The sequence below is a fragment of the Motilimonas sp. E26 genome (genome assembly GCF_021278025.1).
GTDB lineage: Bacteria > Pseudomonadota > Gammaproteobacteria > Enterobacterales > CBDFNC01 > Motilimonas.
Map to the genome: position 1 here is coordinate 1 of NZ_JAIBHJ010000002.1, position 18,160 is coordinate 18,160.

Here is an 18,160-nt window from a genome sequence, read left to right on the forward strand (position 1 = left end):
TCAGGCTCATATCATTTCCTTAATCTATTGACGTTATTGTCTCAAAATTAAGTGTCCGATGGGATTAGACCAGAACAGTTGCGATTCTAGCGCAGCCAAGATTCATACTTTATTCACAAGCCCCCTTTAACAATTTGATGTTATAGTTTACGAAGTTTACGTATCTTGATTTTTCGATATCAAGTTACTCCTCAGCATAATGTGAGCTTGCGTTACTACCCTACGATTCAAGAAGTTAGCTAGCAGCAATGAGTTATAAATAGAGCTAATCAAAATTAAGCAAGTGTATTAGAAGTAATACAATAGGATGCTAGATATATAAGGAATATATGTGATATTGAAAAAATTTTTTAAATTACCAGGGATACTACTTTTGAGAGTAAGGCTTAGTTTACATGGAGTGACTTACGGCTCAAAATTGAAAGGTAAATCAGTCATTATTTCGAATATTGGTAACATTAAAATTGGCAACAATGTTAACTTGAACTCTTTCCCTGATGGGGAACCCTTTAAAACAGGCTTACAGGCACACTGTAAGGATTCAAAAATATCTATAGGTAATAATTGCCTTCTAAATGGAACTAGGATTCATTGTCGAACTCAGGTTTCAATTGAAGATAACTGTATGTTTGGCCCAGGCTGTAAAATAGTTGATAACGATTCTCACCGTACATCAATTGATGTTATGAAGAGAAGAGAGCCACCTGAGAGCTCACCAATTATTATTAGAAATAATGTATGGGTTGGAATGAACTCCCTTATACTCAAGGGGGTAGAAATTGGTGAAAATTCTATAGTGGCAGCCAATTCAGTTGTCACAAAGTCCGTTCCTAAAAATACTCTTGTCGCGGGAAATCCTGCTCGTATTATTAAAAAGCTAGATGTATAAAACCAACAAATAAAAATAGGTGTCGCGATACCGGCACCCATGACCTCTCGATCGATAATCTAAACCTTCCTCGCCAACGCCCCCGTCTGGCGTAAGCGTTCAATTAACCACACAATACGCCCCACATTTTCCATAGTACTTATTTCTAAGGAGCGACTATCTGGTGTTACGAAGAAATTAAATTTACTTTGTAGCAGAGCAAGGGTGACTCACCTCATTCCCACAACGCACAAAATACGTATCATGGATACAAGAGGTGAGTCAGTTTGGAGCGACAATATTTTCCTACATCAGATACTTACATGTTGAAGCACATTGATGTTATATCACGTGCAGTGAAAATAGACGGAAAATTCGCGATTAGTTAGCCAGACGATAACACTTTTCCTGTCGAAAACTGTAGATAAAATGACTTATTTGTAGCATAAAAATCGAACAAGTCTTGCTACAATAAATAAGGTTACCTATCTGGCTAATAATAGTTCTACCAATAATAGATATACTAATTATTAAAGCTTGAAGTCATTATTTCATATGAAGCCTCTTTACCTCCCACTTTTATTTCATCAATAAATAGTGTTCTCGATTTAATCTCTGGATTCAACACCCAATCCCAGCGATATAATCCCCACTTAGGATAAGTATTATGGTTATAAGAGTCTACCGAATAGCCAACAGGCCCAGAATAATTAACAACTAAATTTCCGTTTTGCCATATTTTAACAAATCCATTTACTGGGTGGTGATAAACATTAAATACCCAATCAACCCAGACCAACCTCTCGTAATCAGAAATAATAAAAAGAGTCTTCTTCACTAATGGAATGGGTACTTTATCAGAACCCGCAACTTTAAAGCGATACTTGCCCTCAGCTGTAATCAAAGCGTACGGGGTAGATATATCTCTTTCCCAATTGCCGTCAGAAGGTGATGTGTGGACCTGAAAAATACTTTCAGCCCCTTTACTATAATCATAATCTCCACTCAGCATTGTAGAAAACGAAAACCATCGCTCAGCATACTCTTCAGAGATCAAGTCTCCCACTATTTCGGCCCTATGTGAGCCATGTACAAGAGGGTCTGAAATACTATTAAGTTTAAATTTGGCCGCGGCAAGTCCTCGCCTCACATATGAGGGAGCAGTTATTTTTTCGATGGAATAGCCTATATTGTCAGGGTATGCGACTTCATACTCATGCTGCGACGGGAAGAAATGATCCCAATTTACAACTTTAGTTACTACTGGCAATGGAGGCTGATAATTATTGTTAAGCTCATCACCTTTGAATAAAAAAGGTGCTGTTTTTATATTAATGTTTCCTTTAATAAATTGATTGAGCGTTGTTAACCTTAAAAATTCTTCGTTGTATAGCTCTCCACCATCAGGTTCAGAAATATCAAAATAACGGTTATTTTCTAGTACAAAGTTATCAATCATCCCCTCTGTGTATGGGTTTAAACGAATCACTTGGTAATATTTTGATGTATTATTACCTCCCATTAGCGTGTCGTGGTAAATGCCTTCAAAGTAATTATCGCGAATATTAACTTCGCCTACTGGTACATTTATAGGATTGTTAACTAAGTTTTGGTCAAATGGTTTTAGTCTAATACCATAGCGACTATTTTTAATAAAATTATTAACTATAAAAATGCTATCTATAACTTTTTCATCGAAATATTTTGCTGGCGTTACATTTACCGAAAAGCCTCTTATGCCTGAAAAGCCATTGTTTTTCACAGTGATAGAGCGATAAGTATTAAATAGAATTGCATCAGATTTCGAGTCAATAAATTTGTTACTCAATACTGTTACATCTGTTGATGGTTCATCTGATACTAACTTCAATCCATAAATGACATCATAAAAATTATTATTCGTAATCGATATTGAGTCAGTTGAAGTATATCCTTTTAAATAATTGGCGGTTGAAACGCCAACGCACTCGGAAAAATTATTACTGTCAATTCTTGTGTTAATTGAAGCTCTACCAGGTGGTGGGAGATTGGTTGAAGATGTAACTCTAATGCATGCATCGCCAAAGCCATGGAAAGAGCTGTTTTTTATGATGGTCCCGTTAGATGAACTGATCAGGAGCCCATCATTTTTATCTATAATCTCACTGTTAGTCGTGTAAATCCCTTTAAAATTTATATTATCTATCGTAAATTGCTCTATTGCTTCTAAGTTCCATAATGCGTTGCCACTAAATTTCCCTTTGTTCGGAGAGATTAGTTTCGTGACAAAAGTAGAATCAGTACCAACAAAAGTCACATTCTTAGGAAAGTTATCCGGAAAAATAATTTCCGACTCAAAATGGTATTCTCCGGATGGGAAATAGATAATATCATTAGTTTCAGCTGATTCTAGCAATCTTATCATTGCGCCACTATCGTCGGTTAAGTCATCACTAATGAAGCCGTAATCTAAAACATTCTTAGTGTATTTGAAATCAGGTGCACCTGTTGGAGCTATAGTTGGCTCTAAAGTAGGGGCTGTAGTGGGTAAAATTGGTGGCTCTGTTGGTATAGGTGTTGGTACCACCGTAGGCACAGGTGTTGGTACCACTGTAGGCACAGGTGTTGGTACCACTGTAGGCACAGGTGTTGGTACCACTGTAGGCACAACAGGTGGGACTGGTGTTGGTGCCGTAGTAGGTACGACAGATGGCACAGATGTTGGTAAAACAGTCGGAACCGCTGTGGGTATTGCTGTTGGGGTAACAGTTGGGCCAGTATAGTCTTGGCTAGGCTCAATCCACTCGTTAATCGGATAAGTTAACACTGGTTGAATAGAAGGATCCGCGGAATAATTTTGAACATACTGAAATAAAGTGTCCAGCCAAGGTTCTAAATTTTCACCATCACCAATGTATGCTCTAGCATTGCGAGTATTGAATTTATTTTGAAAATTTGTATTTGGTACAGAATCAATAAATGGATCATCTTTCAAAGATATTTGGAGTGCTGTTTCGATTTTTGAAACGGCATCAGCTTTCGATAAAACGCCATCGCTACTATCAATATACTTCACAATCAAAGTTGAAAGAGGGGTGACATGACAACGATGGCGCTCTGTTAAATTGTCACAAACAGCCGTCATATTCGCTTGAAAAACTCGTCCATCAGAAAACGACCCAGAGAGCGCGTCAATTTTAACTCTATAGGTATCTAATTCTAGAGAATTAGTAAATTGGTATTTCCCTTGATTATCTGTTTTTGTATTCGCGAATTCTTCATCTCCATTTGCTGATAATAACCTGACTGTTGCACCAACGATCGGGTCGTCAACAACAAAACCACTAATTGTAGCACTGACTTTTACATTAAATACTTGCTTTTCTACTCTACCATTAGAATTTTTGGATGTAGCGCTAAAGCCAAGAGGAACATTGGTTGAGGGAGCTAAGAACATTAAGCGACTACGTTTCTCAACAAAGTGAACTTTTTGCCCTTGTGTTTGCTGCCATTTTATATCTGTCGCTTGAGCATCATCTAACTCGAGACTAACGGGTGTTAATTCTTCAACTTGTAGATCAACAGATTTACTGATAGCGATATCGGGATTGGAGCTTTGTACCTGCGACTCATTATTACAGCCTGCTAATAATGCAATAGATAGTAAGCAAAAAAGGGAAATTCTAAGCATTTAATCCTCTCAGTCAATTCATTTAACGAGAAAAGTTTTAACAAAATCCAAGTACCAACTCATCTATCCAAAGCGGTACTTTGATATCCATCCCGAACAAAAACCTTAATATTACTGGTCTTGTTCTGGTCGTAAACGTCAAGCAGAATTGCTAATGTGTCTTTTGTGTCTTGAACATTTAGGTCTTCAGCTGTCTCTGAACCAGAGCGGTAAAGATTATAATTCAACAATTGTATCAAGATAGAAGAAGAGTTATCGAAAACAGATGTAAAAATGCTACTTAGCTCATCTTTAGGTAAAAAATGAGAACTGGCACGATATAATCCAGCTTCAAGATCATTGCTTAACTCGAGTCCACCGTCATCCACTAAACGACATAATTGCTCTAAATGAGGTAAGCTTATCTTACTGCTATCAATAAACAGCAAATTAGGAAAATGATGTCGAGTAAAAACTCTTTCTGCTTGGTTTTCTTCAAAACCAATATCTGTGCGTAACTTTTTTTGCCCAGCACAATAAGCCTGCTGCTCGATTGACCCCTGCTCTAAACAATCTCGATATTCAAGGGGAACTTGAATAGGATAAGTTTCAACAAGATAGCCTTTATTAAGTTTTTGTTGTTTACCTTGCACTAGCAAATTCAACAGCATATAGGCATCAGTGGGAACAATACGGTTATACGGTTTGCGTAACGAGGCCTTACCTAGCTCAGGACTCATTGCACCTTCTGTATAAAGTAATGTAGCCGATTGAACATTGGGGTTCTGCTCAAAGTTTTCATACATAAAACTGCCAAATGCTATATTGGTACACCCTAAACAAGAGAAATATTTTTGGTCTATATATAAAATTTTTTCCGATTTTATAGAGGTATACAAAAGACCCAACAACCCTGCTGACGTAGTTAAATTATTGAACTTATTTTGATGTTCGGTTAAGTTTTCACAATGGCTAACTGCCAACGAGTGAGAGCTCATTATAACCAAAATCAACATTATCAATTGCCGACAAATTTTCATAAAAACCCCACTCACTTAAAAAAACAATATTGAATCTATCTTCTATTGCTAAAATGGGTATATGCATGATGAGTAATGTCATAATTCGTAATACTGAATAATGCCATTTTACTCTCGCTTCCTGAAAGAAAAATAAAAAGGTATGCTAACTAGAACTACACCTAAGGCGCTTGCCGATAAATCAGCTAAATCAAACTGACGTGATGGAAAAAAAATTTGCGCTATTTCTTCTAGGGAAAAAACTGACAAAATAAAAAGCAAGCAAATTAAGAAGTGAGTCCTACGCTGGTATGCATTATACAAAAACCAATGAAATGAGAAGGTAATCAATCCGGAAGATAGCATATGCAACGATTTATCTCCGCCAATAATCCATTGAAAGTAGTAAAAAAACCTAACCCCCACACCTGAACTTTTGCTAAAAGTTAATAAAAAAACAAAACTACAAGCAAACAACAAAAAGAAAAAGCTAATAATATTTCTTTGCGTGTAAGCGATCAGGTCTTTTCTATTGATAAATTTCATTACTTTCACTTATAAAAAGGCTTAAGAAAATTTTGCTTTCATCAACAACCAAAAAAACTTACTATTCGTCACTAAGTAGCGTTTCCACATTCTTCCTGGCTCTTGTAATACACGATAAAACCACTCTAGGCCGTATTTTTGCATCCACAATGGCGCTCGATTTACTTTCCCAGCTACGACATCAAATGTACCACCTACGCCCATCACAAAATCGACACCTAATTTATCTTTCCATTTATTAATGAAGTTTTCTTTTTTTGGTGAGGTAATTGCAACAAACAATAATCTAGCGCCTGACTTAGAAATTTTATCAACAACAGCTTCCTCATTGTCCCAAAAATATCCATTATGGTAACCAGCCACTTTTAGATTAGGATATAATTGCTGAACTTTATCAGCTGTTTTCTGAACAACCTCATCTGTGGCTCCAAGTAAAAAAATCGGGAATTCATTTTCTTGGCTCATATTGAGTAAATTATGAAACAAATCGACACCAGCAACGCGTTCAGGTATATCTAAACCTAATAAACGACCTCCCCAAACAACCCCCATCCCGTCTATGTTAATAATATCGCACTGTTCAACAGACTCCGCTAATTGCAGATCCTTTTTCATATTAACCAATTTAGCAACGTTAACTACAACATGTTGAGTGAAGCCACCGGCTAATATCTTTTCCCTAATATGTGAAACCGTTTCAGACATAGTTGACGCATGCATTTTAACGCCCAACATATTAATTGTTTTCATTTATTGCGTTCCTTTGATTACTAAAGTAAGAAAATGAATAAAAAACCCAAGCCTGAGTCCATCTGATATAGTTTGTGCTATTTGTGAAGAGTGGTGTTTTCTGATAAATAAATTTATTCTTGTTATTCAAATATAATTTATCAATTGACCAATTTATTGTTTTTTCAACTTGCTTGATATCTTCAGCAGTTCCGCCCACTTTTAATAAAGTAAAAATAGCTTGTGAAACTGAGTGCATATCTAAAGGGTATTGATTATTATTATAATATTTTGCGGCCCCCTCCTCAGAAAAGAATGATTTACGATAATAATCAAGGCCTTTTGCAATGCTTTCATCGAAAATATCTGTGTTTAGCGATTCCTTTATCAAATGAAGCGCTTCTAAGTTATAACCAGAATGAAAACCATCAATAAATTGATGATGCTCCCTATGACCATAAACCCAAGAACCATCCTCTCCTTGCTCATCAACGGACAGTTTAGCGACATCTAAGGCAATGGTAGCAAGCTCAGAATCTTGATTTATTGTTGAAACTTTTGCTAGCCATGCCGCTCCCCATAAACTGGCATTATGAACAAATGCCTTCTCGCCAGGGATATAAGCAATAAATGGTTTGCCATCAACTTCTGAGAGTAAACTTTTCTTTATAAAATATGCGGCATCGATGGCTGCATTTTTATATTCATTGTTATTTGTTAATTCACTTAGAGCCAAAAGTGCCTGACTAACATATATAGTAGTAATTACGTTTGGCTTTCCTTTAGGAACAAAAAACGCCCTTGCATTCCAGTCAAAATGATAACCCCAGCAAGCATGCCCCCATTCCTTCACATCGCTTTTCACAGTTAACAACCAATCAGCTAACTCAATAGCTTCATTTAAATAGTCACTTGAATTCGTTTTTTTATACTGCTCTATCAAACCAAGAATAAAAAGCCCGATGCCTTTTGGGTTACGGCCTTTTGGAATAAAAAACAAATCTCTAAAATTGACAACCGAACGTTTATGAAACTGAATCCAAGCAAGGCCGAAGTAGCCTTTTTTCAAACTAGGAAAGAGATTAAAAAATTTACTATTAAGGCCATCAAATGGATCTGCTCCTTTGTATTCATTCTTCTGGGATGAAGATAAAATATCTTTCGAAATAGCGTTAACTCTATCTTGTAATGTCATTTTTTCTTTTATTAATTGCATATCTTCTACCTAAAAATTCCACCTGTTATCTCACATAACAAAGATATTCACGAGAATCTAAATTCATGATCTATATTGGAGAAAGTAGGAATAGCTATTTCGTCATAAAATTATTACTAAACGTCAACTTTACTCTATTCACCAAAACATTTTAATATTTTTCAACCCCAACCCCATGGAGATGAAGCAATGTCTGTGGATTAAAATTTTTAACAATTTTAATAATTAGTGCTTACGAGTAGAGCATTATCTTGCAGTAACAGATGTGTGACAAAACCCAAAAAATTAAATTCCAAATAGTAGAAAAAATTTAAAACTTCGTCAATAAATGTAAGTTTATTCAATAAAAATCACACCTTTTTCTTCATACACCTTAAAAACTTTACATTTTATTTTAAAAAACTTGAACTATTAAAATTTAAAACTTTAACTATAACTCCAATATCGTTTAAGCCACCCGTTACAACTAAGTTAAATTCTTTTCATTATCAATCCTAAAAGTCAAAACTCTTCTATATTGCATATGGCATGCTTAACTTTTCCGTTCTGCGTTCTTGGAATGCTATCGACAATAAATGTAACAACATCGATGCTATTACCCAGCTTTCTTTTAATATTGGATATTAGTAAAGAACGGCTAAAAGCATTATATTCACTAGCATCAACAACTAGTAAAACGTCAAGCTTTCTAATACTTTCTTGAATAAATTGGGCTGCATAAATCCCATTAATGTTCTTATACAATTGGCTAACCATTGTTAGCCTTTTTCCTCTATCTGTAATTAAATAATCTCGACTACGCCCCTCAACATTATCAACCACAGGATAATGTCGACCACAGGGACATTGCTTATTAGATAAGGTTACAAAATCATTTGTTTTATATCTTAGAAAGGGAAACAAGTTATTGTTAAAATTAGTTCCAACTATCTCATGTAAACCACCATCTCTCTCATGGAATTCAACATAGCTATAGTCAGTTAATTGATGGTAACGCCCATATTCACAAGTCCCAATAGCAGCCACTCGTTCAAATAGTCCATACCAATCAAAAACGGCACATTGAAATGTGCTTTCCAACAACTTTCTATCCCATATACTCAATGTTTCCGATGATGTAATGATCGCTTTTATCTTTCCAGGGTAATTCATCTTCCTATGTCGCAAATATTTTGCAATTGCAACAATAGACGAAGGATACGCCTGTATAATATTTGTGCCGAAATCAACCATTGCTTTTATATACAATGATATAGTTTTTTCTTCGAGGTGAAACGATGAGAAAAGTAGCATATTTTCAAAATATGAATATCGCCAAAATGGCGCTGTTAAGCTATCGACTGGCACAATCATGTCACCTCGCAACCAAGCTCTTTTATCACCGGGCTGATAGCCTGCCCACTTCAGCTGGCGCCAAACGAAAGCACTCTCCCTAATTACCGACTCTAGCGATTGGGGAACAGATAAAGGGACACCTGTTGTACCACTGCTAGCCCCCTTAATAGTGAAACCTTTATAGTTTTGATTTAAGAATAAATCGCCTCTTGTTAAATAGGTCGACTTTTCCATCAATGGTAGCAGTTTTAGCACGTCAACATAATTATCGACATTATCAATGCTAAAATCTAACCTAGAATAATAAGGTGTATTTTCAAATGCATTTGTTACTTGCAAGCGTAACTGCTTATGAATAAAGTCATTGGCGCGATTTTTATCATATTCTAGCTGTTCAATCTCATCCTGAACCAGCCTCATAGCACGTCCTTCACGAATAAATGAGCGAAAAACGGAACGAGAAGAAAGCAATAAGCTTTGCAAATAATGAGGTTGATTTTTATAAAACAACGACCTGAACATCTATATAATTGTCCTATGATAAAACATCACTGTCTAATTTTTTTGAAATAGAACTCCAACTCATATCCTTTACAGCCATAGTCTGATGAGAAGAATTAAAACTTCCTTTTCTATCAACCAGTTTAGCTATACCGCGCGCAAAGTCATCTTCACTATCATTAACTAATACACCTAGATCATCTGTTAATATTTTCATCTGCGCGGATGTTCTTGTTCCTATAACAGCCATGCCCGCAGCAAGATATTCCAGTGTTTTTGTCACAGGCTGTACATCAAAATGTTCCGTCATAGGTACGAATGAAATACCAACATTCGCTTTTTCATAATAAGGGTTTAACTTGTTAAATGGGATCCTCCCATGAACGTTTACAATAGCTTCCAAACCAAGACTTTTCACCAATGCTTTAAGCTCGTCAACTTCATTTGCGTAGCCATCGCCGATAATGTCGTAAGAAACAATGGAGCCGTCGGATGAACTTTTCAAATATGTAGCTAGACCTGTTACTGTTTTATGGATATCCCTACAAGATAAAGTACCTACGTAAAGCAAAGATAAAGAATTAAAAGCTTTATCCTCTAATTGAAATTCGGGGCAACCAAGTGGAATAATGCTATATTTTGAAATATTTAAAAAATCAGCAACAGATTTTGATATTACGGTTATTTTTTTAAAAAACAAAGATTCAAGCTTAAGCGTTTCATTGAATACTAAACGATATAAATAACTATTATCTATAGCTACCGTTCTTATATCCATAATATAATCATTTTTACCACCAAACAGTTTGACCAAGCTACATAGCCTAAAGTATTTCACAAATACTGTTGCATTTTTATCTTTAACCACTGATGCACAAAACCTAGCAAATCCAAACCATCGCTTAAAACCTTTATCATTACATTTATACTCTATAACATCTACACCACTTTCTGATATGGCCTCCATTCCATAATAGAAAGAGATATATACGACGTCATAATCATTTTTTAAATTTTTAGCATATTGATAAGTATCAATTAGATAACCAAACTGATTGGGGCAAATAATGTATAACTTTTTTTTCATAAAATAGACCTAATTTTTATGCATTCTAAAGCTTAAACTGATGCAGATAGCAAAAGCTAGCAAAGTAAAAGAAACTACATTAACCTGCATAACCAAAGAGTATACAGGATATAAAAACATAGTTAAAAAAATAAATACAGAACCAGATGAGAATATAGATACGTATACATTTTCATTTCGCCTCTCTATCAACGAATCTCTTAATAAACTAACCAGAAAAGCTAGCAGTATCATTACCCCTATGATCCCTACATCCCATAAATAAGCAGTAAACTGAGTACTAGCAAAAAGCAAAGGTGACCCAAACACAACTGCTTCGGGAACAGTATCATTAGAACCTTTAGAAGAGGTTAGCCCATATCCGATATAAGCCTCAGCTGGCCAATATTTAGTTTGTTTTTCAAACCACATTTGAATTGCAAGGCCCCTACTAACTTCTGTGCTATCAAAATCCCCCCCCTCTTGTTCTACAAAATACTCCTCATAAATGTTAACCACATATTCATCCATCCCCCTTCCTTCTCTTGCTCCTGTACTATAATTTTGGTTATAGTTATATAATACGAGAAACAAAAAACCAAAAACCAAGAAAAGAGATGAAAAGATAACTTTAGGCCTTTTTATGTCTTTTAATTCCAAAACTGAGATCATAATAAAAAACACTAAAGCGAGAACGATTTTAACTTCGATAAAAAATATTGTTCCAGCAGATAAGAATAGTGCTATATAATCAAACATCCCAGCTATATTTTTTCTCATCCTAGCAATACAAAGAGTAATGAAATAACATTGAAACAGTAGAAAGCCAGCACTATTTCCCCCTGCGCCTTCTGGGTTAAAGCCAAAGGTACCAACTATTAAATCCCAATCCATCTCACGACCAGAAAGAGAGTTATGGGCAACAAATAGGAATTGGTGAACAACAAATGGAATTTGTATAATTGATATCCATCTAATCTGCTTATAAAATAGCTCTAGACTTACTTCATTAAAACGTACATAAGAAAGACAATACAAAAGAACTGTTGGAATGAGATAGTCTTTAAAGGCAACTTTTTGCAGCTCAAACACTTCAGTTAAAAATAAAAAACTAACAAACAAATAAAACAACCAAACCAATAAAATAGAAGAAGATAATGTATGCTTTATGCCCTGATTTAACGCAAATAGAAACAACCAGAAAGCTAATGCCAAAAAAGCTATATTCCCCAACCAATAAAGCTCTGGAACTCCTAAATAACTGGCAAAAACACCGATAAAAACAAGATTTAATGTAACAACTAATGACAAAAACATATTTTCGCCAAAACCATTAAACAGCACATTTAGAGAGTTTCTACTTAGCATGCAATAGCCTTAGAATTTTTAATTAATCGATAGCAAATACAGAATGAAACAATCATCATTATCATGGAAATAATTGAATAAACTTGTACCGCAAATAAAAAACCGAAATTAATACTAAAAAAAACACCAATAGTAATTGCGACTGAATTAGAAATCTGCCAATAAAAATCAATATCTTGCCTACCCAGCACTAAGTATGAATGTGTTAATGGGCTCAAAATTAAAATAGCTAAAAAATTTGGCAGCAAAGCTATTGCATAATCTGATACAGGTAACCATTCATCCCCAAGAAAGAAGCTAGATAAATAGCCGGAGAAAAAAACAACTACTACTGAAATAGCAATACCGATCAGACAAGTGAATATTGATATTCTTTTAAAGTTTTTTAAAGCGGCAATAGGGTTAACCAGTACTTCCCGTTTAATAACATCAGATGTAGCACTGGTTATAATATTTGCAGGCGCAATAAGAAACTTTATAGCGATGGCATACATGCCGATTTGAGCTGCATTATCGCTTATCAGCAATCCTGAAAGTAGAATAATCGCCCCACTAGTATAGCCCCTTAAAAAATGCGCTGGCGTTAAGTAAAGGACAGTTCTTCTAACTTTGGGCCAAAGTTGCTGTATCGATTTTTTATTAACTACATTATCTTCTTGGCTCTGAACGTTAGTATTGCGCATAAATAAAATATCAGAAAGCAGGTTGGCACAAGCAAAAGATGCAAAAATAGACGTAAAGCTAACGTAGCCAAAATAGTATAGAGCTAAAAATAAAATTGGAAAAATAGCAGCACGACTGACTCTGGCTTTAGCGTTGTTCATAAAATTGCCAAAGCGAATATTTTTTTGAACCCTAAATTCAAAGCAACACATACTATAAAGTGATAAGAAAAAGACAAGAGTCGTCACCCACCAAGATAGTTCATTTGAACCATAAATAAAGAGCAACCCCACTGCAGTAATTGAAGAAGAGATTAGCAGATAGCGATTAAAAATTTTTTCGAGAATTTCGATTTGTTTATCTTCAATATTAAAAACTGAAAACTCCAGTTTTAATGTACAGAAAACACACAACACAGTTAACAAAGAAAAATAATATGTATACTCACCAAAAACGTCAGGACCAGATAGCCTTGCAATAAGAGGGACGCTAGCAAATGAAATTAGCTGTGCAGCAGCAACTCCCCCTCCAGTCGTAAGATACGCGCCAAGATTATCAATTTTTAAACGTTTCATTACAGCCATTCACACAAACCTTAGATTTATAAAATAAAAAAGGCCCTGCGTAGTATTGCAGGGCCAAACACTTATCCCATAATTCCGCGAGTATCAATAACCACCTTGGTAGCGAACTGCGTTTTATCTGCTGCTTTAAACTGTTTATGGTCAACCAGTACAACGATTATATTAGCTTTCTCTAAAGCTGTTTCTAGCGTTACCTGCTCAACACCAGCCTTAATTAGCTTTTCTGGTAAACTATGCACGTTTGGCTCAACAGCAAGTAGTTGCCCAACATTTTTTGCTGCTAGCTCTTCAACAATTTGTAGTGCTGGACTTTCACGTAAATCATCAATGTCAGCTTTAAAAGCTAAACCAAGGCAAGCAATAACTGGTCGCTTAAATTCATCAGCTGCTTTTTCAATTTGCGAGATCACATAGTAAGGTTTTTCATCATTAGTTAAACGCGCCTGACGAATAATTTTTGCTTCTTCTGGGCAGCTATCGACAATAAACCATGGGTCGACTGCGATACAATGACCACCAACACCTGGGCCAGGGCTTAAGATATTTACACGTGGGTGGCGATTGGCAAGCTTAATCAACTCCCACACATTAATTTTTAGCTTGTCACTAATAACAGAAAGCTCGTTGGCAAAAGCAATGTTGACATCACGGAATGAGTTTTCCGTTAGTTTGGCCATTTCAGCAGTACGAGCGTTGGTGATAATACATTCACCGCGTACAAAAGTTTTGTATAGATCTACCGCTCGCTCACTACAAGCTTTAGACATACCACCAATAACACGGTCATTTGCAACTAGCTCTTGCAGTACATAGCCAGGTAGAACTCGCTCAGGGCAATGAGCAACTTTAATGTCGGCAATATCACCTGCGTCTTGTGGGAAACTTAAATCCGGACGCGCTTCTTTTAACCAACCAGCTAGTTTTTCTGTAGCGCCAACCGGAGAGGTTGATTCAAGGATAACAAGGTTGCCCTTTTCTAATACTGGAGCAATGGCCTTAGCCGCTGCTTCAATATATTTAAGATCAGGTGCATTGCCTTCTTTAAAAGGTGTTGGCACAGCGATCATAAACGCTTCAGCTGGCTCTGGAGTCGTTGTTGCGCGTAAGTTACCCGTTGTAACAACACCACGAACAACAATGTCTAAATCGGGCTCAACAATGTGGATATTACCTTGATTAATGGTATCGACTGCGGCTTGGTTGACGTCAACGCCAACTACTTCAATACCACGAGAAGCAACAACAGCTGCAGTTGGTAAGCCAATGTACCCTAGGCCGATTACGGAGACTTTCTTAAATGACATGGTTATTCCTTTACAATTTTGGTGTCTTTAGACGAATTTAAATTTTTGTTTTTTGCGGTATCAATACCGCTCCTACTGATTTTCTTTTCACATGCTATCGCGCGTAAATGCAGCTACTACAGAGCGGCATTCGATACTATTTAGCGAAGTGCTGTTTAATTTTGTTGATGATGCGTTCACATGCTTTGCCGTCACCGTATGGGTTATGGGCTCGGCTCATGGCTTCATATTCCGCTTCATTAGTTAATAGGCTTTCAACTGCGCTAATAATAGCTTGCTTGTCGGTGCCGACTAATTTCACCGTCCCCGCTTCTACCGCTTCAGGGCGTTCAGTGGTGTCACGCATAACTAATACAGGCTTGCCTAGTGATGGCGCTTCTTCTTGAATACCGCCTGAGTCTGTTAAGATGATGTTCGCCTGGTTCATCAGGTAAACAAACGGCAGATAATCTTGTGGCTCAATTAGGTGAACATTATTTACATCTTTAAGGATGCGGTTGACTGGCTCACGAACATTTGGGTTCAAATGCACTGGGTATAGCACTTGGCTTTCAGGGTATTTTTGGGCAATTTCAACTAACGCTTCACAGATACGCTCAAACCCACCACCGAAACTTTCACGGCGATGACCAGTAACTAAGATCAACTTTTTAGTTGAGTCTAGTTCAGGGAATTTTGCCGCTAGGGTTGCATTTAAGTCTGTATCTTGTGCTAGCTTCTCTTTTATTAAAAATAATGCATCAATAACGGTATTACCCGTGGTAGCAATACCGCTTGCAGCAATACCTTCTTGAAGTAAGTTTTGCTCAGAAGTACTGGTAGGTGCAAAGTGTAACGTGGCTATTGCACCAGTTAGCTTTCGGTTACCTTCTTCTGGCCAAGGCGAATATATGTTGCCAGTACGCAAACCAGCTTCAACATGACCCACAGCAATTTGTTGATAGTAAGCAGCTAAGCTAGTTGAAAGCGTTGTCGCCGTGTCACCATGGACAAGCACAATATGAGGTTTGAATTCTTCTAAAACTGGCTTTAAGCCCATTAGTATGTTAGATGTAACGTCATATAATGATTGACCTGGCTTCATTATATTCAGGTCATATTCTGGCTCAATTTCAAATAAGTTAAGCACTTGGTCAAGCATTTCACGATGCTGTGCCGTTACACAGACTTTAGCCTCGATACCTTCAGCTTTAGATAATGCATGTACTAATGGCGCCATTTTAATGGCTTCCGGGCGCGTACCAAATACAGATAAAACCTTGATCATACTAAAACATCCCTAACTATAAATTGATGGCGTTAAAAGGCTCAGCATCATGTTACAAATGCTGGTTAAACCTCGATGACTCTTAGCTGGGTGATGTGGATATTAAAGGCTGATTCCCTTCGTTGTATTCCACACATCCATGCGTGAGACTATTTTGATCATTAAATAAATAATAAAAAGTGAGAGCTTGATCTAATTAATTGCTCGCACATTGTATGCATTACAATTAGTTTATCAAGTGTTCAAAGACACTTTAATGACAGGGTATCAGAGGGTTTGATGTTAAAACAATGATTTACAAGTGATAGTCTATTTACATTTTTGGATCAAATTTTATTTCTAGGCAAAAGACTGATACTCAAGCTCACCCTTTTGCCTGAGAAAATATTTACCTCTTTACCTGACGGCCAATCGAGTAATACGTTATTCCTCTCTTGCGCATATTTTCTGGTAAATAAAGGTTACGTCCGTCGAAAATAACGGGAGTAGACAACTCTTCTTTAATCAGGTCGTAATCAGGCGCTCTAAAGCTTTGCCACTCAGTACAGATAACCAGCGCATCAGCTCTTCTAAGAGCAGCTTCTTTTGTCCCCATTAAGGTGAAATCATCACGTGTGCCATAAATGCGCTGCGCTTCTTCCATCGCTTCAGGATCGTAAGCTTGCACGCTGGCACCTGCTTGCCATAACGCTTCTATTAACACTCGGCTCGCAGCTTCACGCATATCATCTGTATTCGGCTTAAATGAAAGGCCCCATAGCGCGATAGTTTTCCCCTTAACATCTCCATTAAAGTGCTGAGAGATATATTCAAATAACTTTTGTTTTTGACGCGCATTTACAGACTCAACAGACTTTAAAACTTGCGGGTCATAGCCAATGTTCTCTGCGGTTTTGATTAAAGCTTGTACATCTTTCGGGAAACAAGATCCGCCATAGCCACAGCCGGGGTAAATAAAGTGGTAGCCAATGCGTTCATCTGAGCCAATGCCCTTACGCACCATCTCAATATCTGCCCCTAACCTTTCTGATAAGTTGGCGATTTCATTCATAAAGCTAATTTTGGTTGCTAGCATACAGTTAGCCGCATATTTGGTTAGCTCGGCGCTGCGCACATCCATTACTATGATGCGATCATGGCTACGGTTAAATGGGGCATATAGCTCGCGCATCAACTCTTCGGCCTCTTTATCAGCGGTGCCAATAATAATGCGGTCAGGTTTTTTACAATCGTTAACTGCCGCTCCTTCTTTTAAAAACTCAGGATTAGAGATTACTGAAAAATTAACATCCTGGTTTCTTGCTGAAAGAACACTTTCAACTTTAGCTTTTACCTTATCGGCGGTGCCAACCGGCACTGTCGATTTATTGATAATGACTTTAGGGCTTTGCATGTGTGTTGCGATAGTTTCTGCAACAGCGAGAACGTATTTTAAATCGGCCGAACCATCTTCATCGGGCGGTGTGCCAACTGCGATAAATTGCAGCTGACCAAATTCAACACCTGCTTTAGCATCAGTAGTAAAGTTCAACCGACCTGCTTGGTAGTTAAATTCTACTAATGGTGTTAAACCTGGCTCGTAGATAGGGATTATGCCTTTCTTAAGCGCTTCTATTTTATTTTCATCTATATCCACACAGCAAACACTGTGACCAGCATCCGCCAATACAGCCGCTTGAACTAAACCAACATAACCAATGCCAAAAACGGTAATTTTCATATTATTGCTCTGTAAGTTACACAGTTAAGCGATATGCTCACCTGTCTTTATAACTAAATATCTCTAGTGTTCATAATTACAATCTGAGTTGCAAGTATCCTAGCCTTTTGGCTGATGTTTTTGCCTGATTTACAGCAATTGTTATCGATTTTTTTTCATTCCCAACGGTTATTCCCTAAGCAAGCTCAGCTTCGGGTGTGGTGAATACTGTGAATGCTTTGGTTATGGCGCGTAGGCTTTCGCAGCATAAATGCTGCTCCTTCGATCCATTTTTATACCACAAAAAAAGGCCAACTTACGTTGGCCTTTTTGCTTCATGCATTAA

The 18,160-nt window shown here is 36.9% G+C and carries 13 protein-coding genes; 1 reads left to right on the forward strand and 12 read right to left on the reverse strand.

Annotated elements, in window-relative coordinates; all coding sequences use genetic code 11:
- Window positions 1-331: 331 nt before the first annotated feature.
- On the forward strand, window positions 332-889 hold the full coding sequence (locus tag K1M91_RS21310; RefSeq protein ID WP_348983256.1) for an acyltransferase: 558 nt from the start codon (window positions 332-334) through the stop codon (window positions 887-889).
- A 502-nt stretch (window positions 890-1,391) separates the two neighbouring features.
- On the opposite strand, the gene K1M91_RS01385 is transcribed toward K1M91_RS21310, so the two are convergent.
- From K1M91_RS01385 to K1M91_RS01440, 12 genes are all read right to left on the reverse strand, one after another.
- On the reverse strand, window positions 1,392-4,538 hold the full coding sequence (locus tag K1M91_RS01385) for a heparin lyase I family protein (protein WP_232799767.1): 3,147 nt from the start codon (window positions 4,536-4,538) through the stop codon (window positions 1,392-1,394).
- A 59-nt stretch (window positions 4,539-4,597) separates the two neighbouring features.
- The gene (locus K1M91_RS01390) at window positions 4,598-5,533 is read right to left on the reverse strand and encodes a hypothetical protein (protein WP_232799768.1); all 936 of its coding nucleotides are present in this window, start codon (window positions 5,531-5,533) and stop codon (window positions 4,598-4,600) included.
- Between the two features lie 132 nt (window positions 5,534-5,665).
- Window positions 5,666-6,082 carry a VanZ family protein gene (locus K1M91_RS01395; protein WP_232799769.1) on the reverse strand — a complete coding sequence of 139 codons (417 nt, stop codon included), beginning with the start codon at window positions 6,080-6,082 and terminating at the stop codon, window positions 5,666-5,668.
- A gap of 21 nt (window positions 6,083-6,103) precedes the next feature.
- Window positions 6,104-6,832, reverse strand: a complete 729-nt coding sequence (locus tag K1M91_RS01400; RefSeq protein ID WP_232799770.1) for a WecB/TagA/CpsF family glycosyltransferase — start codon at window positions 6,830-6,832, stop codon at window positions 6,104-6,106.
- A complete protein-coding gene (locus K1M91_RS01405; RefSeq protein WP_232799771.1) occupies window positions 6,819-8,027 on the reverse strand; it encodes an aspartate-semialdehyde dehydrogenase in 1,209 nt (402 codons plus the stop codon). Before K1M91_RS01405 ends, K1M91_RS01400 begins: the two co-directional genes overlap by 14 nt.
- Window positions 8,028-8,528: 501 nt before the next feature.
- Window positions 8,529-9,872, reverse strand: coding sequence for a phenylacetate--CoA ligase family protein (locus tag K1M91_RS01410; protein WP_232799772.1), 1,344 nt, complete (start codon window positions 9,870-9,872; stop codon window positions 8,529-8,531).
- Between the two features lie 25 nt (window positions 9,873-9,897).
- Window positions 9,898-10,950, reverse strand: a complete 1,053-nt coding sequence (locus K1M91_RS01415) for a glycosyltransferase (protein ID WP_232799773.1) — start codon at window positions 10,948-10,950, stop codon at window positions 9,898-9,900.
- A gap of 9 nt (window positions 10,951-10,959) precedes the next feature.
- Window positions 10,960-12,297: a hypothetical protein gene (locus K1M91_RS01420; RefSeq protein WP_232799774.1), complete on the reverse strand. Its 1,338-nt coding sequence runs from the start codon at window positions 12,295-12,297 to the stop codon at window positions 10,960-10,962.
- Window positions 12,291-13,544 (reverse strand): hypothetical protein, encoded by a 1,254-nt coding sequence (locus tag K1M91_RS01425; protein WP_232799775.1) that lies wholly within the window; start codon window positions 13,542-13,544, stop codon window positions 12,291-12,293. Before K1M91_RS01425 ends, K1M91_RS01420 begins: the two co-directional genes overlap by 7 nt.
- A gap of 62 nt (window positions 13,545-13,606) precedes the next feature.
- On the reverse strand, window positions 13,607-14,848 hold the full coding sequence (gene wecC / locus K1M91_RS01430) for a UDP-N-acetyl-D-mannosamine dehydrogenase (RefSeq protein ID WP_232799776.1): 1,242 nt from the start codon (window positions 14,846-14,848) through the stop codon (window positions 13,607-13,609).
- A 136-nt stretch (window positions 14,849-14,984) separates the two neighbouring features.
- Window positions 14,985-16,115 (reverse strand): UDP-N-acetylglucosamine 2-epimerase (non-hydrolyzing), encoded by a 1,131-nt coding sequence (wecB, locus tag K1M91_RS01435; protein ID WP_232799777.1) that lies wholly within the window; start codon window positions 16,113-16,115, stop codon window positions 14,985-14,987.
- 388 nt (window positions 16,116-16,503) lie between these two features.
- Window positions 16,504-17,835 carry a UDP-glucose/GDP-mannose dehydrogenase family protein gene (locus K1M91_RS01440; RefSeq protein ID WP_232799778.1) on the reverse strand — a complete coding sequence of 444 codons (1,332 nt, stop codon included), beginning with the start codon at window positions 17,833-17,835 and terminating at the stop codon, window positions 16,504-16,506.
- Between the last annotated feature and the right edge of the window lie 325 nt (window positions 17,836-18,160).